The sequence below is a fragment of the Oerskovia sp. PE-21s genome (assembly GCF_056158145.1).
This window is the reverse complement of record NZ_JBUXJM010000006.1, coordinates 205,488-227,814: the sequence shown is the minus strand read 5'-3', so window position 1 is coordinate 227,814 and position 22,327 is coordinate 205,488. Positions and strand designations below refer to the sequence as shown.

The 22,327-nt window shown below is 74.9% G+C and carries 20 protein-coding genes; 11 read left to right on the top strand and 9 right to left on the bottom strand.

The annotated features are described in order from the left end of the window. Positions 1-91 precede the first annotated feature (91 nt). The gene (locus tag ACZDYF_RS13555) at positions 92-1,504 is read right to left on the bottom strand and encodes an NAD-dependent malic enzyme (RefSeq protein WP_475057728.1); all 1,413 of its coding nucleotides are present in this window, start codon (positions 1,502-1,504) and stop codon (positions 92-94) included. Between the two features lie 398 nt (positions 1,505-1,902). Then, positions 1,903-2,778: an HAD family hydrolase gene (locus ACZDYF_RS13550; RefSeq protein WP_364076688.1), complete on the bottom strand. Its 876-nt coding sequence runs from the start codon at positions 2,776-2,778 to the stop codon at positions 1,903-1,905. A 149-nt stretch (positions 2,779-2,927) separates the two neighbouring features. On the opposite strand from ACZDYF_RS13550, the gene ACZDYF_RS13545 reads away from it, so the two are divergent. The 5 genes from ACZDYF_RS13545 (at position 2,928) to ACZDYF_RS13525 (ending at position 7,907) form a co-directional block, all read left to right on the top strand. Further along, positions 2,928-4,586 (top strand): FAD-dependent oxidoreductase, encoded by a 1,659-nt coding sequence (locus ACZDYF_RS13545; protein ID WP_475057724.1) that lies wholly within the window; start codon positions 2,928-2,930, stop codon positions 4,584-4,586. A gap of 141 nt (positions 4,587-4,727) precedes the next feature. After that, complete coding sequence (ssd, locus tag ACZDYF_RS13540) at positions 4,728-5,507, top strand: septum site-determining protein Ssd (RefSeq protein ID WP_475057721.1); 780 nt, start codon at positions 4,728-4,730, stop codon at positions 5,505-5,507. Beyond that, a complete protein-coding gene (locus ACZDYF_RS13535; protein WP_204807451.1) occupies positions 5,504-6,661 on the top strand; it encodes a TadA family conjugal transfer-associated ATPase in 1,158 nt (385 codons plus the stop codon). The genes ssd and ACZDYF_RS13535 overlap by 4 nt, the downstream gene beginning before the upstream one ends. Beyond that, positions 6,658-7,317, top strand: a complete 660-nt coding sequence (locus ACZDYF_RS13530) for a hypothetical protein (protein WP_475057717.1) — start codon at positions 6,658-6,660, stop codon at positions 7,315-7,317. Before ACZDYF_RS13535 ends, ACZDYF_RS13530 begins: the two co-directional genes overlap by 4 nt. Next, on the top strand, positions 7,314-7,907 hold the full coding sequence (locus ACZDYF_RS13525) for a type II secretion system F family protein (RefSeq protein WP_475057714.1): 594 nt from the start codon (positions 7,314-7,316) through the stop codon (positions 7,905-7,907). Before ACZDYF_RS13530 ends, ACZDYF_RS13525 begins: the two co-directional genes overlap by 4 nt. A gap of 49 nt (positions 7,908-7,956) precedes the next feature. Here ACZDYF_RS13525 and ACZDYF_RS13520 read toward each other — a convergent pair whose 3' ends face one another. Genes ACZDYF_RS13520 through ACZDYF_RS13510 form a run of 3 tightly spaced genes read right to left on the bottom strand, consistent with a single transcriptional unit; the run spans position 7,957 to position 10,018 of the window. Next, positions 7,957-9,234, bottom strand: a complete 1,278-nt coding sequence (locus tag ACZDYF_RS13520; protein WP_475057711.1) for an RNA polymerase sigma factor — start codon at positions 9,232-9,234, stop codon at positions 7,957-7,959. Positions 9,235-9,256: 22 nt separating this feature from the next. After that, entirely contained in the window at positions 9,257-9,595 is a 339-nt protein-coding gene (locus tag ACZDYF_RS13515) for a YciI family protein (protein ID WP_191792148.1), read from the bottom strand. Positions 9,596-9,607: 12 nt separating this feature from the next. Further along, on the bottom strand, positions 9,608-10,018 hold the full coding sequence (locus tag ACZDYF_RS13510; RefSeq protein WP_475057708.1) for a YciI family protein: 411 nt from the start codon (positions 10,016-10,018) through the stop codon (positions 9,608-9,610). 157 nt (positions 10,019-10,175) lie between these two features. On the opposite strand from ACZDYF_RS13510, the gene ACZDYF_RS13505 reads away from it, so the two are divergent. The 4 genes from ACZDYF_RS13505 to ACZDYF_RS13490 all read left to right on the top strand — a co-directional run bounded on the left by ACZDYF_RS13505 (position 10,176) and on the right by ACZDYF_RS13490 (position 12,235). After that, positions 10,176-11,135, top strand: coding sequence for an alpha/beta fold hydrolase (locus ACZDYF_RS13505; protein WP_475057705.1), 960 nt, complete (start codon positions 10,176-10,178; stop codon positions 11,133-11,135). 154 nt (positions 11,136-11,289) lie between these two features. Continuing rightward, the gene (locus ACZDYF_RS13500) at positions 11,290-11,502 is read left to right on the top strand and encodes a DUF4244 domain-containing protein (RefSeq protein ID WP_475057701.1); all 213 of its coding nucleotides are present in this window, start codon (positions 11,290-11,292) and stop codon (positions 11,500-11,502) included. Next, positions 11,499-11,885, top strand: coding sequence for a TadE family type IV pilus minor pilin (locus ACZDYF_RS13495; protein ID WP_204807465.1), 387 nt, complete (start codon positions 11,499-11,501; stop codon positions 11,883-11,885). Before ACZDYF_RS13500 ends, ACZDYF_RS13495 begins: the two co-directional genes overlap by 4 nt. After that, positions 11,882-12,235 carry an Rv3654c family TadE-like protein gene (locus ACZDYF_RS13490; RefSeq protein WP_475057697.1) on the top strand — a complete coding sequence of 118 codons (354 nt, stop codon included), beginning with the start codon at positions 11,882-11,884 and terminating at the stop codon, positions 12,233-12,235. Before ACZDYF_RS13495 ends, ACZDYF_RS13490 begins: the two co-directional genes overlap by 4 nt. Before the next feature lie 12 nt (positions 12,236-12,247). Here ACZDYF_RS13490 and ACZDYF_RS13485 read toward each other — a convergent pair whose 3' ends face one another. Both ACZDYF_RS13485 and ACZDYF_RS13480 read right to left on the bottom strand, forming a co-directional pair. Then, entirely contained in the window at positions 12,248-14,863 is a 2,616-nt protein-coding gene (locus ACZDYF_RS13485; RefSeq protein WP_475057923.1) for a DEAD/DEAH box helicase, read from the bottom strand. A gap of 330 nt (positions 14,864-15,193) precedes the next feature. Further along, positions 15,194-16,510 (bottom strand): M18 family aminopeptidase, encoded by a 1,317-nt coding sequence (locus tag ACZDYF_RS13480; RefSeq protein WP_191792179.1) that lies wholly within the window; start codon positions 16,508-16,510, stop codon positions 15,194-15,196. Positions 16,511-16,606: 96 nt separating this feature from the next. Here ACZDYF_RS13480 and ACZDYF_RS13475 point away from each other — a divergent pair, with 96 nt between their 5' ends. Together ACZDYF_RS13475 and rlmC are read left to right on the top strand one after the other, a co-directional pair. After that, the gene (locus ACZDYF_RS13475; protein WP_475057694.1) at positions 16,607-17,365 is read left to right on the top strand and encodes a putative protein N(5)-glutamine methyltransferase; all 759 of its coding nucleotides are present in this window, start codon (positions 16,607-16,609) and stop codon (positions 17,363-17,365) included. A 50-nt stretch (positions 17,366-17,415) separates the two neighbouring features. Further along, complete coding sequence (rlmC, locus tag ACZDYF_RS13470; protein WP_475057691.1) at positions 17,416-18,558, top strand: 23S rRNA (uracil(747)-C(5))-methyltransferase RlmC; 1,143 nt, start codon at positions 17,416-17,418, stop codon at positions 18,556-18,558. Here rlmC and ACZDYF_RS13465 read toward each other — a convergent pair. Continuing rightward, positions 18,539-19,399 (bottom strand): SWIM zinc finger family protein, encoded by an 861-nt coding sequence (locus ACZDYF_RS13465; RefSeq protein WP_475057688.1) that lies wholly within the window; start codon positions 19,397-19,399, stop codon positions 18,539-18,541. The two genes, rlmC and ACZDYF_RS13465, sit on opposite strands and share 20 nt — an antisense overlap. Continuing rightward, entirely contained in the window at positions 19,396-22,236 is a 2,841-nt protein-coding gene (locus tag ACZDYF_RS13460) for a DEAD/DEAH box helicase (RefSeq protein ID WP_475057685.1), read from the bottom strand. The genes ACZDYF_RS13465 and ACZDYF_RS13460 overlap by 4 nt, the downstream gene beginning before the upstream one ends. Positions 22,237-22,327: the final 91 nt, after the last annotated feature.

The window sequence follows — 22,327 nt, the reverse complement described above, 5'->3', positions numbered from 1 at the left end:
GCCCCAGGGAAGACGCACGCTGCCCGACGGCGGTGCGCGGCGCCGTCGGGCAGCTCGCCTCGTCGGGAGGTCCAGCCAGGCAGGCCGCCGCTCAGACGGTGGACGACGCGGTGGCCTCCTCCGCGCGGGCCGCGGCCTCGACCGCGGCCGCCACGACGGTCGTGACCTCGGGGTTGAACACGCTCGGCACGATGTACGTCGGGTTGAGCTGGTCCTCGTGGATCGTCGACGCGAGCGCGCGGGCCGCCGCGAGCAGCATCGTGTCGGTGATCTTGTGCGACTGGGCGTCCAGCAGGCCGCGGAACACCCCGGGGAACGCGAGCACGTTGTTGATCTGGTTCGCGAAGTCGCTGCGGCCCGTGCCGACGATGGCGGCGTGCTGCGCGGCCTCGACCGGGTCGACCTCGGGCGTGGGGTTGGCCATCGCGAAGACGATCGAGTCCGGCGCCATGGTCGCGATGTCGTCGCCCGTGAGGATGTCCGGGGCGGAGACGCCGATGAAGACGTCGGCCCCGACGAGCGCCTCGACGAGCGTGCCGCTCACGCGCCGCGGGTTGGTGCTGATCGCGGTCCACGCGAGCGCGGGCGACAGGCCCGGGCGGTCGGGGTGGACCACGCCGTCGACGTCGGCGACCACGACGTCGTGCGCGCCCGCCGCCAGGAGCAGCTTGAGGACCGCCGTCCCCGCGGCCCCCGCTCCCGACAGCACGATCCGCACCTCGGCCAGGTCCTTGCCCACGACCTTGAGCGCGTTCGTCAGCGCGGCGAGCGCGACGATCGCCGTACCGTGCTGGTCGTCGTGGAACACGGGGATGTCGAGCTCGGCGCGCAGCCGGCGCTCGATCTCGAAGCAGCGCGGCGCCGAGATGTCCTCGAGGTTGATCCCGGCGAAGACCGGCGCGATGGCCTTGACCGTGCGCACGATCTCGTCGGTGTCCTGCGTGTCGAGCGCGATGGGGAACGCGTCGATGTCCGCGAACCGCTTGAACAGCGCGGCCTTGCCCTCCATGACGGGCAGGGACGCGAGGGGACCGATGTCCCCGAGACCCAGCACCGCCGACCCGTCCGTGACGACCGCGATCGTGTTGCGCTTGATCGTCAGGCGGCGCGCGTCCTCGGGGTGCGCCGCGATGGCCTCGCAGACCCGCGCGACGCCCGGCGTGTAGATCATCGACAGGTCGTCGCGGTTGCGGATGGGGACCTTGGACTCGATCTGGAGCTTGCCGCCCAGGTGCAGCAGGAACGTGCGGTCCGAGACCCGCTCGACCCTGACCCCGTGCAGCACGCGCAGGGCCTCGACGATCTCCTCGGCGTGCGACTCGCCGCGCGTCGCGACCGTCACGTCCACCGAGATGCGCTCGTGGCCCGACGCGGTGACGTCGAGCGCCGAGACGATCCCGCCGGTCTGCTCGATCGCGGTCGTGAGCTCGCTGACCGCGGTGGGCCTGGCCTCGACCTGGAGGCGGACGGTGATGGACGAGGACACGCTCGGCGCTGAGGTCATGGAGCCAGCGTATTCGGCGCGAGGGACCGTCCGCTGCACGCGGGCGGGCGGGGCGGTCGCCCGGGCCCCGGGCCGATGCACACGTGCCCGGACACGGGAACGGCGCCCCCGGGGGGACGCCGTGCTCGCCAGCGGGGCGAGGGTTAGCAGGCGTGCTGCGAGGGTAGTGCTGCAACGGGTCAAGCCCGGTCAGCCAGTCCTATGCGTGGACTTCTCGCGCGTGGGTTCCGCCCGCCCCAGGTGCTGTTGTCCCTCTGTGATACGCCTGTCCCAGGTGCGGCGCAAGGGGTGGGGAGCCGAACGCGCGAACCTCCACGGGGTGTTCGATCCCGACCCGGGAGGACCCGGACAACGAGGACTCGGTTCGAACGCCGACGCCCTCGGACCAGGGCGCCGCGCTACGCGGCGGTGCCCTCCTGCGACCCACCGCCCGTGCGCCCGCGCACGGCCCGCCACACGAGCCACGCGACGACCGCGACCGTCACGGCCCCCCCGACCACGGCTGCGGTCCGGGGAGGGGAGAGCTGCGTGCGCAGCGTGACCGGGCGCGTGAACGTCAGCGTGCCCCAGCCGCTCTCGCCCGCCAGCCGCCGCAACGTCCGGTCGGGGTTGACCGCGAAGCCGTGGCCCACCTCGGCGAGCATCGGGGCGTCCGTGATCGAGTCCGAGTAGGCGTAGGACGCGTCGAGGTCGTAGCCGTGGGTCTCGGCGAGCTCGCGGATCGCGATGGCCTTGTTCTCGCCGTACGCGTAGAAGTCGATCGCGCCCGTGTACCGTCCGTCGACGATCTCCATGCGGGTCGCGACGTAGTGGTCGGCGCCCAGGACCGCGGCGATGGGCTCGACGACCTCGGACCCCGACGCCGACACGATCACGACGTCGTGCCCCCGGTCGTGGTGGCTCACGATGAGGTCGACCGCCTCGGCGTAGACGACCGGGTCGATGTACTCGTGCAACGTCTCCTCGACGATCTGCGACACGGTCCGCACGTCCCAGCCCGTCACGAGCGCGCTCAGGTGCGCGCGCATGCGCTCGGTCTGGTCCGCGTCCGCGCCGCCCACCATGTAGAGGAAGTGCGCGTACGCGCTGCGCAGCACGTCGCCACGGCTGATGAGGCCGCCCGCGTAGAAGGGCTTGGAGAAGGCCGCGGTCGACGACGTCGCGATGATCGTCTTGTCCAGGTCGAAGAACGCGGCGACCTTCCGCGGGCGCCCGTCGCGGGCTCCGGTCGTGGGGCGAGGGCCGGTCTGCGGTGAGTCCTGGGAATGGGTCACCCGGCGAGCCTAGCCGCTGCGGGCGGACAGCGGGGCGGTATGTCCTGGTTCCAGGGAGGTCCCGCGCGAGCGGATGTCGAGATCACGAGCGCGCGGTACGTTCACCGGGGGACAGCGCCGCGGCACCGGGGTCGCGGACCTTCGTCGCCGTGGCCCGCCCGCTGGAGGCACGCATGATCACGCTCGCCGAGCTCCGCGCCGTCGCGATGTTCGAGCCCCTGCCGCCCGAGCCTCTCGAGTTCCTCGTGGGCGCCGTCGAGGACATCCGCCTCCTGCCCGGGGAGTACTTCGCGCACGAGGGCGACGAGCGCGCGTTCTTCGTCGTGATCGAGGGCCGGGCCGAGATCACCAAGATGGTGGCCGGCACCGAACGTGTGATCGGGGTGCGCACGCCCGGCACGTTCTTCGGCGAGGTCCCCATGACGCTGAGCACCGCGTTCCCGGCGAGCGGTCGCGCGACCGAGGCGTCGCGCGTCATCAAGCTCGAGGCCCCCGTGTTCTACACGCTCGCGGCCATGGCCCCTTCCGTGCCGGACCACGTCGCGAGCCTCGCCCGCTCGTACCTCGACGCGCTCCAGGCGCACGCGTCGGAGAAGCCCGTCGCGCAGGCGTGCGTGATCGGCCCACGGTTCGACGCGAGGGTCCGGGACCTCGCCACGTTCCTGACGCGCAACCACGTCCCGTTCGACCGGGTCGTGGTCGAGCCGGAGGACGAGCCCGACGGCACGGCTGACGTCGTGCACCCCGTGCTCGAGCTCCGCGACGGGTCCCGGCTCGCCGACCCCGCGATGCGGGACGTCGCCCGCGCGGTGGGGCTCGCGGTGGAACCGGCGCACGACGAGTACGACGTCGTCGTCCTGGGGGCCGGTCCCGCGGGGCTGACCGCGGCGGTCAACGCGGCCGCGGAGGGGCTGCGCACGCTCGTCGTCGAGAGCCTCGCACCGGGCGGCCAGGCCGGGACCTCTACCCGCATCGAGAACTACACGGGCTTCCCGTACGGCATCTCGGGGGACGACCTCGCGAGCCGTGCCCTCACGCAGGCCCAGCGCCTAGGGGCGGAGATCGTCGTGACGCGCACGGTCGGCGCGATCGACCCGGGCGCGCACCGGGTCGTGCTCGACGGCGGCGACACGGTGCGAGCTCCCGTCGTGATCGTCGCGACGGGCGTCGAGTGGCGCTCGCTCGCGCTGCCCGCGGTCGAGCGCTTCCTCGGCAACGGCCTGTACTACGGAGCCGCGCGCAGCGACGCCGCGCTCGCGCAGGGGCAGGACGTCTGTATCGTCGGCGCGGGCAACTCCGCGGGGCAGGCCGCGATCTTCTTCTCGCGGCACGCCCGGTCGGTCACGATGCTGGTGCGCGGGCCGTCCCTCGGGGCGAGCATGTCGCGGTACCTGATCGACCAGATCGGTGCGAACCCCGGGATCCGCGTCGAGACGCGCCACCAGATCGCCGACCTGCACGGCGACGGGGCGCTCGAGTCCGTCGACGTGCTCGACACCTCGACGGGGGCCACGACCCGGCGGGCGCTGCCCGTCGTGTTCGTCATGATCGGCGCGGACGCGGTGACGGGCTGGCTCGCGCCCGAGATCGCGCGGGACGCGCACGGGTTCGTCCTCACGGGCGGGGACGCTGCGGCCACGTCGGGGTGGACGGCCGACCGGCGGCCGTTCGCGCTCGAGACGAGCGCGCCGGGCGTCTTCGCGATCGGCGACGTGCGCTCGGGCTCGGTCAAGCGGGTCGCGGCGGGGGTCGGTGAGGGCGGGATGGTCATCGCGTACGCGCACCAGTACCTCGCGCTCGCTCCCTGAGGCCGGACCGCCCTCGGCCGTCGTCCACAGGCGCGGCGCGGCACCGGTTCTCCACAGGCCCGACGGCGCAGCCCCCGCGCGCTCGCATCTCGCCCCATGATGGACCCGGCCCGGACCCGGGCCGGAGACGGGGGGACGTCCATGGGCAGGGCAGTGGCAGCCGTGGTGGGTGCGATCGGCGCACGCGGCGGAGCAGGGACGAGCACGGTCGCGGCCGTGCTCGCGGACGGTTTGAGGCGGGCCGGACGCCGTACGGTGCTCGTCGACCTCGAGACCCGAGGCGGCGGGATCGACGTGGTGCTAGGCGTCGACCACCGGGACGGACCACGCTGGTCCGACCTGCGCGACGCGCGCGGCGCCGTCGACGGGCACGCCCTCGCCGGGCTCCTGCCCGCCTGGCGGCACGTGCCGGTCCTCAGCGCGCACCGCAGCGACCCCGTGACCCTCGACGACGGCGTGGTCGTGGACGTCTGCTCGGCCCTCGCCGACGCGTGCGACGCCCTGGTCCTCGACCTGCCGCGCTCGGTGCTGGAGAGCACGGGCGAGCGTGCCGGGTCCGGTGGCACGGAGCACGCCGCGCTCGTGGGGGCCTGCGACACGCTCCTCCTCGTGACCCCGCTCGACCTGCCCTCGGTCGCCGGGGCCGTCGCGACCGCCGCGCTCGCGGCCCGGCACGGCGCCGGCCGAGCCCTGCGACTCGTAGCGCGGCGACCCGCACCAGGTCGCCTCGACCCGTGGGACGTGAGCGACGTCGTCGGGCTGCCGCTCGCCGGGGTCGTCGCCTGGGACCGCGGGCACGCCGCGCGCGTCGAGCGCGGGCAAGGGCCGGACGTCCGTCCCCGGCGCCCCCTCGGGCGCGCCGGGACCGAGCTGGCCGTCGCGGTCGGTGGCGCCGGGGCCGCCTCGCGGGGCGCAGCATGAGCGGCGACGCGCTCGACGACGCGCTGCTCGCCGAGGTGCGCGGGCAGCTCGTCGGCGGCGCCCCGGCAGACGACGCCCAGCTCCACGCCGCCCTGCGCGGCTCGGGCCGGGTGCTCGGCAGCGACGCGCTCGCGGACCTGACCCGGCGCGCCCGCGCCGAGCTCTACGGTGCAGGCCCGCTCCAACCGCTGCTCGACGACCCCGAGGTGACCGACGTCCTGGTCAACTCTCCCGCGGAGGTGTGGGTCGACCGCGGCGTCGGGCTCGAACGGGTCCCCCTGCACCTGGGCAGCCCCGCGCAGGTGCGGGCGCTCGCCGTCCGGCTGGCCGCGGCGGGCGGGCAGCGGCTCGACGACGCGAGCCCGCTCGTCGATGCCAGGCTGCCCGACGGCACGCGCCTGCACGCCGCGATCGCCCCCGTGTGCGAGTCCGGCGCCGTCATCTCGCTGCGCGTGCTCCGGTCCCGGGCCTTCACGCTCGACGAGCTCGTCGAGACGGGAGCCCTGCACGGGTGCTGGGCTCCCGTGCTGCGTCGCCTCGTCGCCGAACGCGCCAACATGCTCGTCTCGGGCGGCACCGGGACGGGCAAGACGACCCTGCTCGCCGCGCTCCTGTCCCTCGTCCCCGGGCACGAGCGCGTCGTGTGCGTCGAGGAGGCCCGCGAGCTCGTGCCCGACCACCCGCACGTCGTCCCCCTCACGGCGCGGCGCGCCAACGTCGAGGGGGCCGGGGCCGTCGACCTCGCGGACCTCGTCCGCAACGCGCTGCGCATGCGGCCCGACCGGATCGTCCTGGGCGAGTGCCGCGGTGCGGAGGTCCGCGAGGTGCTCATGGCGCTCAACACGGGCCACGACGGCGGACTCGCCACCATCCACGCCAACGCGGCGGCCGTGGTCCCCGCCCGCCTGGAGGCGCTCGCCGCGCTCGCGGGCATGCCGCGCGAGGCCGTCGCTGCCCAGGCCGCCGGGGCCCTCGACGTGGTCCTCCACCTGCGGCGGTCCGGACGCGTGCGGTACCTCGCCGAGATCGGGGTCGTGCGGCGCGACGCCCGCGGAGAGCTCGTGGTCGACCCCGTCGCGACATGGGACCGGGGGCAGGACCCGGTCTACGGCGCCGGGTGGGACGCGTTCGTGGACCGGTGGGGCGGGGCGTGATCCTCGGCCTGCTCGTCACGTGCGTGGTGTGGGGTGCGGTCGCGCCGTCCGGGCGCCCGGCGAGGGAGCTCGCCGGGCGGCGTCCGGCTCGCAGGTCCCCAGGAGTCCGGCTGCTCGCGTGGCGGCGCACGGGCACGGGGTCCTCGGTGCGGCTGGTCGTCGCGCACGTCGCCTCGCTGCTGCGTGCAGGTGCTGCGCCGGGCACCGCCTGGGTCTCGGCCGCCGGGGTGCGCGTCGACCAGCAGGGGGTGCCCGACCGCGGCGACCTGCTCGCCGTGGTGAGTGCTCGCGGGTCGCTCGAGGCCGAGGGGCAGGTCGCGGCGGTCGTCGCGGCGAGCCGCCTGGCCGCCGACGTCGGCGCGCCGCTCGGCGAGGTCCTGGAGTCGATCGCGCGGGCGCTCGCGGCCGAGTCCGAGGCCCGGGCCGACCGTGAGGCGTCCCTCGCGGGGCCCGCCGCGACGGCGCGCGTGCTGCTGTGGCTGCCGCTCGTCGGGGTGCTGCTCGGCGTCGCGCTGGGGGTGGACCCGGTCGCGACGGCGCTCGGCGGGGGAGCGGGGTCGGCCGGGCTGCTCGCCGGTGCGGTGCTCCTGCTGGTCGGTCGCCGGTGGTCGGGGCGGCTCGTGGCACGAGCCCGCGCGGTGGGGGCGCCGCCGTGAGCGACGGGTCCACGGGTGTCGACTGGTCCGTGGGAGTCGTCGTCGCGTGCGGGGCTCTCGTCGCGACGAGCCCGTGGTGGGTCGCGCGGGCCGGGGTGCGTGCCCGGCTCGTCGGGCTCACGCGAGGCGTGCGTGTCGCGAGCGGGGCGGGGGCGGTCGGACCGGTGGAGATCGGTGTCCTGCTCGAGCTGCTCGGGGCCGCGGTCCGCGCGGGGACGAGCGTCCCGCGTGCGCTCGAGGCCGTGGGGCAGGCGATCGGAGGGCCCGACGGCGCCGCGCTCCACCGCGCAGGGGCTGCGGTCGTGCTCGGGGCCGGGTGGGTCGAGGCGTGGGCCGGTGCGCCGCCCCGGTTGGCCGTGGTGCAGTCGGCGCTGGGTCTCGCGTGGGAGCAGGGGGCCGCGCCCGGGGAGGCGCTGCGCGCGGCGGGCGAGCAGCTGCGCAGCGACCAGCAGGCGGCCGCGCGCCAGGCCGCGGCGCGGCTCGCGGTGCACCTCGTGCTGCCGCTCGGCGTGTGCTTCCTGCCGGCCTTCGTCCTCATCGGTCTGCTGCCCGTCCTGCTGTCGCTGGGCGGCGGGGTGCTGGGGGACTGAGCCGCTGGGCGGCCCGGAGCCGTCCGCTGGGCGGCCGTGCCGAAGGAGCTCACCGCCGCGCGGCAGCGCGCACCTCGACCAGCCGCCGCGTCAGGTGCTCTCGCTCGGCCGCGTTCCCGCAGCGACGCACGGCCTCCTCGAACGACGCCGCGGCCTCCGTCGGCCGGTCGGCGCGCGACAGCAGCTCGGCACGCGTCGCGGGCAGCCGATGGTTCGTCCGCAGGATCTCGTCGATCCCCTCGAACTCGTCGATCAGGGCCAGGGCGGCGAGCGGCCCCCGGGCCTCGGCGACCGCGACCGACCTCGCGAGGCGCACCATCGCCGAGCCCGTGGCCGCCTCCAGGTCCGCGTACAGGTCGGCGATCGCGCCCCAGTCGGTGTCGGTGGCGCGTCCCGCGACGGCGTGTGTGGCAGCGATCGACGCCTGGAGGCGGTACTCGTGCGCGAGGCCCGTGACGTCGTCGGGCACGGACGCGAGCAGCGCGAGGCCCGCCGCGATCTCCTCACCGTGCCACCGCGACCTGTCCTGGTCCGCGAGCAGCACGAGCGACCCGTCCGAGGCCGTCCGCGCGTCCCGGCGCGAGTGCTGGAGCACCATGAGCGCCAGCAGCGCGCGCACGACCGGGTGCCCCGGCACCAGCTCGTCGAGCAGGCGCCCCAGGCGGATCGCCTCGCCCGCGAGCTCGACCCGCAGGACGTCCGACCCCGTGCCCGGCGCATAGCCCGCGGTGAAGGTCAGGTACAGGACCGAGGCGACGTCGTCGAGCCGTCCGTCCAGCCGCTCGGGCGGCGGGACCTCGAACGGGATGCCTGCCGCGACCAAGCGCTTCTTCGCACGCGTCAGGCGAGCAGCCATGGTCGAGTCCTGGACCAGGAAGAGGCGTGCGATGTCCGCGACCGGCAGACCTGCGACGAACCGGAGGGTCAGCGCCGTGCGCGCCTCGACCGACAGCGCCGGGTGGCAGCACGAGAAGACGAGCCGGAGCCGTTCGTCGGGCAGGTGCGCGCCGTCGTCGGGCGGGCCGGGCAGCGCGTCCGAGGCGTCCGCCGCCGACCGTGCCTCCACGATCATGAGCGGGACCTTCTGGACGGCGACCGCCTCCGCGCGCAGGCGGTCGAGGACCCGCCGCCCGGCCGCGGTGCGCAGCCAGGCGGCGGGGGAGTCGGGCACGCCGTCCTCGGGCCAGGTACGGGCCGCAGCGGCGAACGCGTCCGCGAGCGCGTCCTCCGCGAGGTCCGGGCGGCGGTAGCGCGCGACGAGCATCGCGAGCAACCGCGCCCAGTGCTCCCGCCAGGCGGCCGAGAGCGCGTCGTCCGCCTCGGTCACCCGTGGCCTCCGGGGCGCCGGGTCATAGGTCGTCCACGTCCACGACCGGACGGAGCTCGACCGTGTACTGCGGCAGGAGGGCGACGGCCTCGATCGCGGTGTCGATGCTCGGCAGGTCCGCGAGATAGAACCCGCCGAGCTGCTCGGTGAGCTCGGCGTACGGTCCCTCGGTCACGACGACGTCGCCGTCGCGGCGCCGGACCGTGGTCGCCGCCGAGACCGTGCTCAACGCCTCGGCGGCCTCCAACCTCCCGCGCTCGCGCAGGAACGCCGCGAACTCGTCGTGCTGCACCATGTACCGCGACCGCTCGTCGGCGGAGGCCGCGGCCCAGACCTGCTCGTCCTCGTACAGCAGGAACATGACCTTCACGGGTCAGGCCCCCGCGCCGGCGGTCGACGCGACGGCAGCCTCGGGGTCGGTCGCGTCGTCGGACCCGCCGTGGTCGACCGTGGGGCGGATCTCGTACGTGCAGCCGTCGCCCGCGAACACCTCGTCGATGATCGTCGCGAGCCCGGGCAGGTCGTCGCTCACGACCAGGTAGAGGCCGCCGATCTGCTCGGCGAGCTCGGTGAACGGGCCCTCGGTCGTCCCGACGCCCGGGCGGACCAGGGTCGCCGTCCCGGCGGCTTCGAGCTCTACGCCGCCCGTGATGCGGTGCCCCTCGGCGACGACGCGGCGCGTGAACTCGTCGTGCTGGGCCATGATCTCCGCGGCCAGGTCCGGACGCATGGCAGGCGTGCCGTCCTCCGGGGCGTGGATGAGGATCGCGTACTCGGTGCTCATGATTCCTCCAGATGAGTGGGTGGTGGGTCCTTCATCACGATGACGCGTGACCACCGACGGAATCGACAGCCGCTGCCGACCAGTTTCACGGGAAGAGGTGGCGGACGCGAGGAGAACCGGCCACGGGCTGACCGGTACCGGTGCGCATCATGGCGACATGAACTCACCGATGCGTCCCAGCGCCCCCGACTTCCCCGAGCCCACCCTGGTGCAGGTCGACGGCGTGGAGCTCGAAGTCTTCGAAGCAGGACGGCACAACGCGGGGCGGCCCGTCGTGCTGTGCCACGGTTGGCCAGGTCACGCCATCTCCTGGTGCCACCAGATGTCCGCCCTGGCGGCAGCGGGCTACCACGTCATCGTCCCGAACCAGCGCGGCTACGGCGGCTCGTCCCGGCCGGCTGACGTGACCGAGTACGACATCGAGCACCTGTCCGGAGACCTGGTCGCGCTCCTCGACCACTACGGCTACGAGGACGCCACGTTCGTCGGCCACGACTGGGGGGCCTTCGTCGTCTGGGGACTGACCCTGCTGCACCCCGAGCGCGTCAGCAGGGTGATCAACCTGAGCCTGCCCTACCAGGAGCGCGGCGACAGGCCCTGGATCGAGGGCATGGAGGCGGCGCTGGGCGCCGACTTCTACTTCGTCCACTTCAACCGCCTCCCAGGCGTCGCGGACGCCGTGCTCGACGAGAACCCCCACCAGTTCCTGCGCAACCTGTACCGGAAGAACGAGCCCCCCGCCGAGCCCCGGCCGGGCATGGCGCTCATCGATCTCGCCAGAGCGACGACGCCGCTCGGTGACCCCGTCCTGAGCGACGGTGAGCTGGCCGTCCTCGTCTCCGCCTTCGAGTCGACCGGGTTCACGGGCAGCATCAACTGGTACCGGAACCTCGACCGCAACTGGCACCTGCTGGCGGACGTGGACCCGGTCGTCAAGCAGCCCGCCCTCATGATCTACGGCGCACGGGACATGGTCGCGCGGTCGGAGCGGCTCGCGGAGTTCGTGCCCGACGTGGACGTGGTCGACCTGGACTGCGGTCACTGGATCCAGCAGGAGCTGCCCGAGGAGACGAACCGCGTGATCCTCACGTGGCTGGAACAGCAGGACGCCACCTGACGGTTCGTGGCCCGCTGGACGGGCCGTGCACAGGTCGCCCACGTGGACCTCGCTCCACAGCGGTGTCCCTCGGCCCAGCGCGCCGGGGCTCGGGCCCACCACAGTGGGCGGCACGGCGCGCGACGGGCGGGCCACGGACCAGGAGGAGACACCCATGAAGGCTGTGTACGGAGCGAGGGCGGGATGGGCGGGGCTGCTCGCCCGGGTCCGCGGCGAGGACCCGGAGGCCGGTCTCGCGACCGCCGAGTACGCGGTGGCGACCATCGCGGCGGTCGGGTTCGCCGGGCTGCTCATCGCGATCCTCAAGAGCGGCGAGGTGCGCGAGATGCTGCTCGGCATCATCCAGCGCGCCCTGTCGATCGGATGAGCGAGACGGCCACCAGCGCGCGGTGGCGGCCCGGGCGCAGGTTCCGCGACCGTGAGCGCGGCACCGTGACCGCCGAGCTCGCGCTCGCGCTGCCCGCGGTCGTCCTCGTGCTGGTGGCCGTCCTCACGCTCGCTGCGGCGGCGAACGCACAGCTCCAGGCTGCCGACGCCGCGCGCGCCGCAGCCCGGGCCGTCGCGATCGGCGAGGACGACGCGGCGGTGCGCGCCGTCGTCGGGCGGGTGGCCGGGCCCGACGCCACGGTGACCGTCACGCGCGGCGACCCGTGGGTCGAGGTGCGCGTCTCCCATCCCGTGGTCGGCGGCTGGTTGTCGCGCTCGCCGCTCCAGGCACGCGGGGCGGCGGTCGCGTGGAGCGAGCCGTGAGCCCCCGTGACCGCGGCTCCGGAACCGTGCTGGCGCTCGGTCTGATCGCGGTCGTCCTCGTGCTGGGGCTGGCGCTCGCGGCGCTCGCCTCGGCCCAGGGGGCCCGTGGGCGGGCGCAGGCAGCGGCCGACCTCGCAGCGCTCGCCGCGGCGACCGCCCTCCAGCGAGGGTGGGACGCCTGCCCGACGGCGCGCGAGACCGCGGAGCGCAACGGTGCCGCCGTCGTGGCCTGCGTCGAGCAGGGCGACGGGGTGGTCCGGGTCGACGTCACGCGCGAGGCGACGGGGTGGGCCGGGGTGCTGGGCACCGCGCGGGCCGCAGCCCGCGCGGGACCGGCGTCGGCGCGGTGAGGGGGCGAGCCGTCAGTCGGACGGCGCGAACGCGAGCACCGCGTCGAGCAGACGGACCGCCGCGGCCTTGTCGAGCGGGTTGTTGAAGTTGCCGCACTTGGGTGACTGCACGCACGCGGGGCAGCCGTCCGCGCACGGGCAGCGCGAGATCGCTGCCCGCGTCGCGCGGAGCCACGTCGCGCCCAGGTGGAACCCCCGCTCGGCGAAGCCCGCACCGCCGGGGTACGCGTCGTACACGAAGACCGTCGCCTGCTCGGTGTCGACGTGCATCGCGGTCGAGACCCCGCCCAGGTCCCAGCGGTCGCACGTCGCGAGCAGCGGCAGGAGCCCGATCGACGCGTGCTCGGCCGCGTGCAACGCTCCCGGCGCGGTGTCGGCGTCGATTCCGGCGGCCTCGAGCACCTCGGCCGGGACGGTCCACCACACGGCGGTCGTCGGGAGCGTGTGCTCGGGCAGGTCGAGCGGCTCGGTGCCCAGGATCTGCAGGTCCGGCAGGCGTCGGCGCTGGAAGCTCACGACCTGGCTCGTGACCTCGACCGGCCCGAACCCCCAACCGATCGGCCCCCACCAGCGCTGGATCGCCGGGTGCGTGGCGTCGTTGGGGACCGTCACCGGGACCGCGCCCGGCTCCTCGTCACGGACGCCGTGGATCGCTATCTCCGTGACCGAGCGCGACCACGTCCCGAAGTCGACGTCCCGGCGTGCGACGAGCGCGACGCCGTCGCGCAGGTCGAGCGACTCCACGACGTAGCTCACTCCTTGGTGGACGTAGACCGCGCCGTCGTGGACGGAGCCGTCGGCCGACGCCGCGTCGACCGTGCCGAGCAGGCGTCCCGTGCCCGCCTCCACGACGCGCACGGGCGAACCGCCCGAGCCGCGCAGGTCCGTCATCGCGGCCGCGGACTGGGCGTGCGTCCAGTACCACCCGGAGGCCCGACGGCGCAGCGCACCCCGCGCGACCAGCACGCCCAGGAGCTCGGTCACCGCGGCGGGGTCGCCGAACTGCGGCAGGTCGGACTGCCGGAGCGGGACCTCGGCGGCCGCAGCGCACAGGTGCGGCGCGAGGACGTACGGGTTGGCGGGGTCGAAGACCGTGGCCTCCAGGGGCGCCGCGAAGATCGCCTCGGGGTGGTGCACGAGGTAGGTGTCGAGCGGGTCCTCGCGTGCGACGAACGCGACCAGGCCGTCGGCGCCCGCCCGCCCCGCCCGCCCGGCCTGCTGCCAGACCGACATGCGGGTGCCCGGCCAGCCCGCGATGAGCACCGCGTCGAGACCCGAGATGTCGACCCCGAGCTCGAGCGCGTTGGTCGTCGCGAGGCCCCGGATCGCGCCGCTGCGCAGCGCCTGCTCGAGCTCCCGGCGCTCCTCGGGGAGGTAGCCGCCGCGGTAGGCCGCGACCCGGCGCGCGAGCTGGGGCGAGACGACGCGCAGGTGGTCCTGGGTCTGGGTCGCGACGGCCTCGGCGCCGCGGCGCGAGCGCGTGAACGCGAGGGTCCGCGCGCCTGCCGCCGTGAGGTCGGCGAGGAGGTCCGCGGCCTCGGCCGTCGCGGACCGGCGCGGGCGCTCGGGGGAGTCGCCCGGGGTCGCGGGCTCGTCGGGGTCGCTCGTCAGGCCCAGCTCGTCGTGGGCCGTGGGGTCGATCAGGAGGGACTCCGCGAGGGCCGCATCCGCCGCCGGGTCGTTCGCTGCCGCGGCGCGGGCCTGCGCGGCCTCGTAGCCCAGGACCTCGGGCGGCTGCCACAGCGCGAACGTCTTGCGCCCGGCGGGGCTCGTGTCGGCGTCGACCGTGACGATCTGCTCGGGCGGGACCCCGATGAGACGACCTGCGCTCACGGAAGGGTCGGCCGTGGTGGCCGAGGCGACGACGAACGTGAGGCCCCTCCGTGGCGCAGCGCTGTCAGAAGCAGCGTGACCTTGAGGGCTCCCTGGGTCTGACAGCCCACCGGGAGACGTCTGTGGTGCCGGCGCGTAGTGCGCCGCGAGCCGCGCGAGGCGCCGGAGCACCAGCGCGACGTGCGCCCCGAACACCCCCCGGTAGGAGTGCCCCTCGTCGACGACGACGTAGCGCAGGTTGCGCAGGAACCGCGCCCAGCGCCGGTGGTTGGGCATGAGCGCGAAGTGCAGGAAGTCGGGGTTGGTGAGCACGACGTCCGCGTACTCCTGCACCCACTTGCGCTCCTCGAACGACGTGTCGCCGTCGCACGTCGAGACCTTGACGTCGCCCGCGCGCGAGGCGTCGAGGAGGCGTTGGAGGCCGTTGACCTGGTCGGCCGCGAGGGCCTTGGTCGGGCTCAGGTAGAGGACCGTGCCGCGCGTGCGGGCACTCTCGATCCGGCCCGGGGCCAGGGTCTCGGTGGCGCGGTCGGCGCGCACCGCGGTGAGCGCGGGCAGCCAGAAGGCCAGGGACTTGCCCGAGCCGGTCGACGTCGCGAGCGCGACGTGCCGCCCCGACCAGGCGGCCTCGGCGGCCTCGACCTGGTGTGCCCAGGGGCGCTCGACGCCCAGCGAGCGGTAGCCCGCGACGAGCGAGGCGTCGGCCCAGCCTGGCCAGTCCGCCTGCTGGCCGGGGCGACCGGGCAGGTGCTCGACGTGCGTCAGCCGGTCGGCGCGGCGGCCACCCGCGAGCAGGACGTCGAGGAGGGCGCCTGGCCGGTCGGAGAAGGGCTGGCCGCTGGGACTCGCACCCGGACGGCCGACGCCCGCCGTGTCGTCCGACGCGGCGTCCGGTTCCGGGGTTCGCGACGGGCTGGGCACGTCTCAGAGTCTCCCACCTGGTGCTTGCGGGCGCCGAACCGTCGAGCGGGCGCTACCCGTGCGGCCGGCGAGGTAGAACGTTCTGCGCGACGTAGTGCGCGAGGGGTTCTACCTCGCGCACTACGTTCTACCTCGCGCACTACGCCCTACCTCGGTGACGTGGTGACCTGGTGACGGTGACCTGGGGACGGACTCCCGCCGGTCTCAGCCCGCGAAGACCTGCCCGATCGCGCGCGACAGGTAGTACGGGTCCGCGACGGCCGTGAGCTCGCGCGCCGAGTGCATCGAGAGGATGGGCGCGCCGACGTCGACCGTCCGGATGCCGAGGCGGGTCGCGGTCAACGGCCCGATCGTGGACCCGCACGGCACGGTGTTCTCCGAGACGAACTCCTGGCTCGGCACCCCGGCGGCCGCGCAGGCCGCAGCCCAGGTCGCCGCACCGTGGGCGTCGGTCGCGTACCGCTGGTTGGCGTTGATCTTGAGGATCGGACCGCCGCCCGCCACGGGGCGGTTCGCCGGGTCGTGGCGCTCCGGGTAGTTGGGGTGGACCGAGTGCCCGACGTCGCTCGACACGCACAGGGACCCCGCGAGCGCGCGGTGCCGGTCCTCGTCGCTCGCCCCGAGCCCGCCGCTGACGCGCGACAGGACGTCCGCGAGGAACGGGCCGCTGGCCCCCGAGCGTGTCTCGCTGCCGATCTCCTCGTGGTCGAACGCCGCGAGGACCGCGATCGGCGTCTCGCCGCTCGGGGTCCCGGCCGCCGCCTCCAGCAGCGCGACGAGACCGGCGTGCACCGACAGCAGGTTGTCGAGCCGTCCCGAGGCGAGCAGCTCTTCGTGCGCGCCGAAGATCCGCGGCGCCTGCGTGTCGGCCACGACGAGGTCGTACCCCCCGACCTCCGCTGCCCGGACGCCCGCGTGCTCGGCGAGGAGCGCGAGCAGGTCGGCGTCGGGGGCACCGAGCGTGCCGAGGCCCCACACGGGCTGGGTGTGGCGCTGCTTGTCGAGCGTGAGGCCGTCGTTCGCGGCACGGTCGAGGTGGATCGCGAGCTGCGGGATGCGCAGCAGGGGTCCGGTCCGCACGAGGTGGCTGCGGCCGTCGAGCGTCACGAGCCGTCCTGCGAGCTCGAGCTCGCGGTCGAGCCACGAGTTGAGCAGCGGGCCGCCGTAGACCTCGACGCCTGCCTGCCACCAGCCCTCGCGGCCCGTGGTCGGCCGGGGCTTGAGCTTGAAGCCGGGGGAGTCGGTGTGCGCGCCGAGGATCGCGAAGGGCGTCGTGGGGCTCGCCCCGGCGGGCGTGACCCACGCGATGACGGCGCCGTCCCGCACGACGACGTAGCGCCCTCCAGCGGTCGTGCGCGGCCAGGCGTCGGCCTCGTCGAGCAGCGTGAAGCCGGCCTCGACGGCGCGGCGCGCGACCTCGTGGGCCGCGTGGAACGACGAGGGCGAGGCCTCGACGAATCGCGCGAGGTCCTCTGCGTGGGCTCGCGCCTGCGGGGACGGGCCCCGTGGGGTGGCGGCCACGAGGGTGGTGGGACGGGCGGGGGCGGGGGCTACGTCGTCGGGCACGTGTCCATTATCCGCCCGTGCGCGGGGCCGGGTAGTAGCGTGAGTCCCGCCATGAGCCCGTCAGACGTCGTGTCCACCCTGCGCGCAGCGGGATGCGTGTTCGCCGAGGAGGAGGCGGACCTCCTCCGTGCGGCCGCGACGTCCCCGGCCGAGCTGGACGCCATGGTGGCGAGCCGGGTGGCGGGGCTGCCCCTCGAGCAGGTCGTCGGGTGGGCCGAGTTCTGCGGGCTGCGCATCCGGGTCGAACCCACGGTGTTCGTGCCGCGACGCCGCACGGCGCTCCTCGCGTCGCTCGCGAGCGGGCTCACGGGGGAGCGTGCGACGGTCGTCGACCTGTGCTGCGGTACGGGCGCGCTCGGTGCGGTGCTGGTCGCGGCGCACCCGGGCATCGACCTGCACGCCGCGGACGTCGACCCCGCCGCGGTGCGCTGCGCCCGCCGGAACCTCGATGGACAGGTGCATGAGGGGGACTTGTACAACGCCCTGCCGACCCGCCTGCGCGGGATCGTGGACGTCCTCGTCGTCAACGCGCCCTACGTCCCGACCGGTGCGATCGAGACCATGCCGCCCGAGGCGAGGATCCACGAGGCCCGCGTCGCGCTCGACGGCGGCCACGACGGCCTCGACGTGCACCGACGGGTCGCCGCGGAGGCCACGGCCTGGCTGGCCCCCGGTGGCCACCTCCTGATCGAGACGAGCGAGCGGCAGGCGCCCGTCGCGGTCGGCCTCTTCGAACGCGAGGGCCTCGTCGCACGCGTCGAGACCGACGACGAGCTCGGGGCGACGGTCGTGATCGGCGAGAAGCCGTAGCACCCGGAGCGGGGCCGTCCCTCGCAGGACCGCCCCGTAGGATCGGCGGAATGCAGTGCCCCCACTTCGACGCCCACGAGTGCCGTTCGTGCACCCTCATGGGCCAGGGCTACGCCGCGCAGCTCGCCGACAAGCAGCGGCACGCGGGCGAGCTCCTCGCGGCACACACCGACCTGCGGTGGGAGCGACCGGTCGCGAGCCGCGAGTCGGGCTTTCGCAACAAGGCCAAGATGGTCGTGGGCGGCACGGTCGAGAGCCCGACGCTCGGCATCCTCGACGCGGGCGGACGCGGCGTCGACCTCCAGGACTGCGGCCTCTACCCGGCCGACCTCCAGGCCGTCTTCCCCGTCCTCGCGCACTTCGTCACCCGGGCACGCCTCACGCCCTACGACGTGACGACACGGCGCGGCGAGCTCAAGAACGTGCTGGTCACGCAGTCCCCGGACGGCGAGCTCATGGTGCGTTTCGTGCTGCGCTCGCAGGAGCCGGTCTCGCGCCTGCGCAAGCACCTGCCGGCCCTGCTCGACGCGCTGCCGAGGGCCCGCGTGGTGTCGGTCAACATCCTGCCCGAGCACAAGGCCGCGCTCGAGGGCGAGCAGGAGATCCTGCTGACCGAGGCCGACACGCTGACCATGCGCGTCAACGGCATCGAGATGCACCTGCGCCAGCAGAGCTTCTTCCAGACCAACACCGAGGTCGCCGCGGCCCTGTACCGGCAGGGCCGCGAATGGGTCGACGAGGCCGCGCCGGGCAGCGTCTGGGACCTGTACTGCGGTGTGGGCGGCTTCGCGCTCCACTGCGCGACGCCGGGTCGAGAGGTGGTCGGGATCGAGTCGAGCCGCGAGGCGATCGTGAGCGCCGAGCGCAGCGCGGCCCAGGCGGGGCTCGACGACGTGACCTTCCGGGCCGGGGACGCCACGGCGTTCGCCCTGACGGCTCAGCGCGTCCCCGACCTGGTGATCGTGAACCCGCCTCGGCGCGGGATCGGCGCCGACCTCGCGGGCTGGCTCGAGTCCTCGACCGTGCAGCAGGTCGTCTACTCGAGCTGCAACGCGGTGTCGCTGGCCCGCGACCTCGCGGCCATGCCGTCGCTGCGGCCCGTGCGGGGCCGCGTCCTGGACATGTTCCCGCAGACCACGCACTACGAGGTCATGGTCCTGCTGGAGCGCACCCTCAGCGGTCCAGCGCGGTGAGTCGGTCGGCCGCGGACCGGGCCGCGGCGGCGAGCACGGTCCGCAGGCCGACGAGGTCGACGGGCGTCCCGTCGCCCGTCTCGTCCGGCACGCCGGGGAGCAGGTCGGCGGCGGCCGGGGGCTCGGGGACGTCGGGCGGTGGGGGCAGCTCTCCGAGGACCCGCGGGCCCGACGGCGCTTGCCCCGTCCTCGCGCTGCTCGCCGGGGTGTCGGCCGGGTCGGGTGGTGCGTCGACCCGTGCGGCCTCCTGCTCGGGCGCGTGGCCCGGCGACGAGAGGTCGCGCAGCGCGTCGAGGATCTGCTCGCGGGTCCGCCCGCGCAGCAGGAAGAGCACGAACGGGTCGGCGTCGAGCAGCCAGCCCGCCTGGTAGCTGAGCGCTGCCGCGTGCAGGCAGGGCAGGTCCCAGGTGGGGCAGTCGCACTCGGGTTCGAGGTCGCCGATGCCGGGGAGCAGCGAGACGTCGGCGTCGACGGCGGCGGCGACGACGTCGCGGGGCATCTCGCCCGCGAGCAGCGCCGCGAGCCGACCCGAGCGGGACGCGAGGGCGTGCAGGAACCGGTCCCACTCGTCGTCGGTCAACGGTTCGAGCGAGACGACCGTGTGGTACATCTCGCCGTCGTCATCTTGTACGCGAGCCTGGACGGCTCCCGGGCCGACCGTGATCGGACCCACGCGACCCGTCCGCGCGTAGGCCCGACCCTTCTTGAGCGGCCCCGCGTCGAGGGCGAACTCCTCCATCGCCCGGACCCAGGCGCGCGCCCACCAGGACTGGCCCCGACGGACTGCACCCTTGGCCGCGGTACCCGTCGGAGGGAACGCGGGGAAGCCGACGGCGCTCACGGGCGTCTCCTCTCGTCGCTCCGCAGCGACACCAGCTCGGCGAGCTCCGCGGTGCTGAGCTCCGAGATCGCTCCCTCGACACCCCCGGCGCCCAGCACGGCGTCGGCGAGCTCCCTCTTGGACTCGATCATGCGGGCGATGTGCTCCTCGATGGTTCCCTCGCTGGTCAGGCGGTGCACCTGGACAGGTCGCGTCTGCCCGATCCGGTAGGCACGGTCGGTCGCCTGCTCCTCGACGGCGGGGTTCCACCAGCGGTCGAAGTGGATGACGTGGTCGGCCCGGGTGAGGTTGAGACCGGTCCCGGCGGCCTTGAGCGAGAGCAGGAACACGGGCGGCATCTCCTCGGTCGCCTGGAAGCGTGCGACCATCTGCTCGCGCTGCGCCACGGGTGTCCCGCCGTGCAGCAGCATGGTCGGCACGCCGCGCCGGCCGAGGTACGTCTCGAGGAGCCGGGCCATCGCGACGTACTGCGTGAACACGAGGACCGCGCCCTCCTCGGCCCGGATCGTCGTGACGAGCTCGGTGAACGCGTCGAGCTTGCCCGACCTCCCCGACAACCGGGGATCCTCCTCGTGCAGGTACTGCGCCGGATGGTTGCAGATCTGCTTGAGGTGCGTGAGCAGGCCGCCGATCATGGCGCGGCGCCCCATGCCCTCGGCCCGGTCGATCTCCTCGAGGGCCGACCGGACCGCGCCCTCGTAGAGCCCGACCTGCTCGGCCGTGAGCGGCACCACCTGGTCGGTCACGGTCTTGGGCGGCAGCTCGGGCGCGATCCCCGGGTCGGACTTGCGCCGCCGCAGCAGGAACGGTCGCACCAGGCGCGAGAGGCGTTCGGCGAGGACCGGGTCGCGGGTCCCCTCGATCGGGTCGGCCCAGCGTCGCCGGAACTGCCCGCGCGTGCCCAGGAGCCCCGGGTTGAGCCAGTCCATGACGGCCCACAGCTCGGTGAGGTTGTTCTCCACCGGGGTCCCGGACAGCGCGACGCGCGCCGCGGCGGGGATCGTGCGCAGCGCCTTCGCGGTGCCGGACCCGGGGTTCTTGACGTGCTGCGCCTCGTCCGCGACGACGAGCCCCCACCGGTGCGCACCCAGCACGGGCGTGGCGCGGGAGGCGTCGGACAGGACGGTCCCGTAGGTCGTCAGCACGAACCCGTCGTCGACCCCACGCAGGTCGCGCGACGCCCCGTGGAATCGGCGCACCGCGACGCCGGGCGCGAACCGGCGGATCTCCTGCTCCCAGTTGCCCAGGAGGGAGGCCGGGCACACGACCAGGGTGGGTCCCGTGCCCGCGCCGCTCACCTGCGGCGGTGCGGCGTCGTCGGGCCGGGCGCGGTGCAGGTGCAGCGCGATGAGCGTGATCGTCTTGCCGAGGCCCATGTCGTCGGCGAGGCACGCGCCGAGCCCCAGACCGGTCAGCCGCGCGAGCCAGCGCAGGCCGTCGAGCTGGTAGTCGCGCAGCGAGGCGTCCAGCCCGTCCGGCACGACGACGTCGCGCGCCGGGGCCCGGTCCTCGAGCTCGGCGCGGAGCCGGTCGAGCCACGGCGTCGGCGTCACGGCCAGGTCCTGCTCTCCCACGCGGGCCACGCCCGTGAGCGCTGCCGCGACGGCATCGAGCGCTGAGACGGGCTGGGCCGCGCGCCGCGTCGCGGCGTGCGCCGCGGCCGGGTCGGCGAGGACCCACCGCCCCCGCAGGCGCACGACGGCGGAGCGCCCCTCGGCATGGACGCGCGCCAGGTGCTCGCGCTCGGCCGCGGTGAGGCGGACCCCGTCGAGCGTCAGCTCGTGCGTGAGCGTCATGGGGCTCGACGCGACCCCTGACCGGCCCGTGACGGGCCCGGCACGCAGCAGGGCGGGGAGGGCGCCGGCCGCGTCGGGGGCCTCGGTCGGCGAGAAGACCGCGACGGACCGGACCTGGCCGGCGAGGCTAGCGGGCCACTCGACGCCGATCCCCGTCGCGGCGAGTGCCGCAGCGCCCCCGGCGAGGAGCTCGCGCACGTCGGCCGGGGCGAGGACGAGGTCGCCGGGGACGGGCTGGTCGAGCAGCCCGTCGAGCGGGGGCCAGGCATGGGCTCCCGCGCGCAGCCGGACAAGGACGTCGCCGAGCGCGTCGCGCGCGCCGGGGTCCGTGCGGGCGGCGGTCCACAGCTCGTCGGCCGTCCGTGCACCGTCACGACCGTGCGTGACGACGGTCGCGAGCCAGTCGCTCTTCGCGAGGTCGCCGTCGGCGGTGGGTCGGTCGCTCGACAGGGGCTCGAGCCGGAGGCTCACCGTGACCCGTGGGTCGAGCAGCGCGGCGACGTCACGGGCCCAGGCGGTGAGGCCGTCCTGTGCCTCGTCCTCCGCGGCAGGTCGGTCGTCAGGGGCGGCCTCGACCAGCTGCCCAGCCGGCCCCGGCGGCACGCCGACGGCCGTCGCAGCGCGTCGGACCCAGGTGCTCGCGACCACGTCCATGATCCGCCGCACGGTGTCGGCGCGCGTCGCCCGGTCGGAGCCTTCCCGGAGCACGAACCCGTCGACGTCATGGTCGGCGCGAGGGGCGATCTCGCCCACCAGCGCCCCTTCGGCTCCCTCGGGCATGGCATCCGCCAGGGCGTCCACGCGGTCGAGGGCGGCACCGTCGAGCGGGGCCACCCGCCACCCTGCGGAGCCTGCGGCGACCGCGGGCACGAGGTGACCGGCCGCGACGTGTCCCAGGGCCTCGGCGCACACTGCTCCCCAGAACACCTCGGCGGGGCTGCCGTCGCCCGCCGCCCAGGCGTCGAGCAGGGTGTCGACGCCTGGCGGGTGCCCGCCGCCCGAGGTCGAGCCGGTGGTCGGGTGTGGCGCTGGTCGCGGCACAGGACCTCTTTCCTGGTGCGTCGTACGGCAGTCTTCCGAGCGATCAACGTACGATGTACGCAGATCATTCCCGACAGGTCGGGCATCCGTC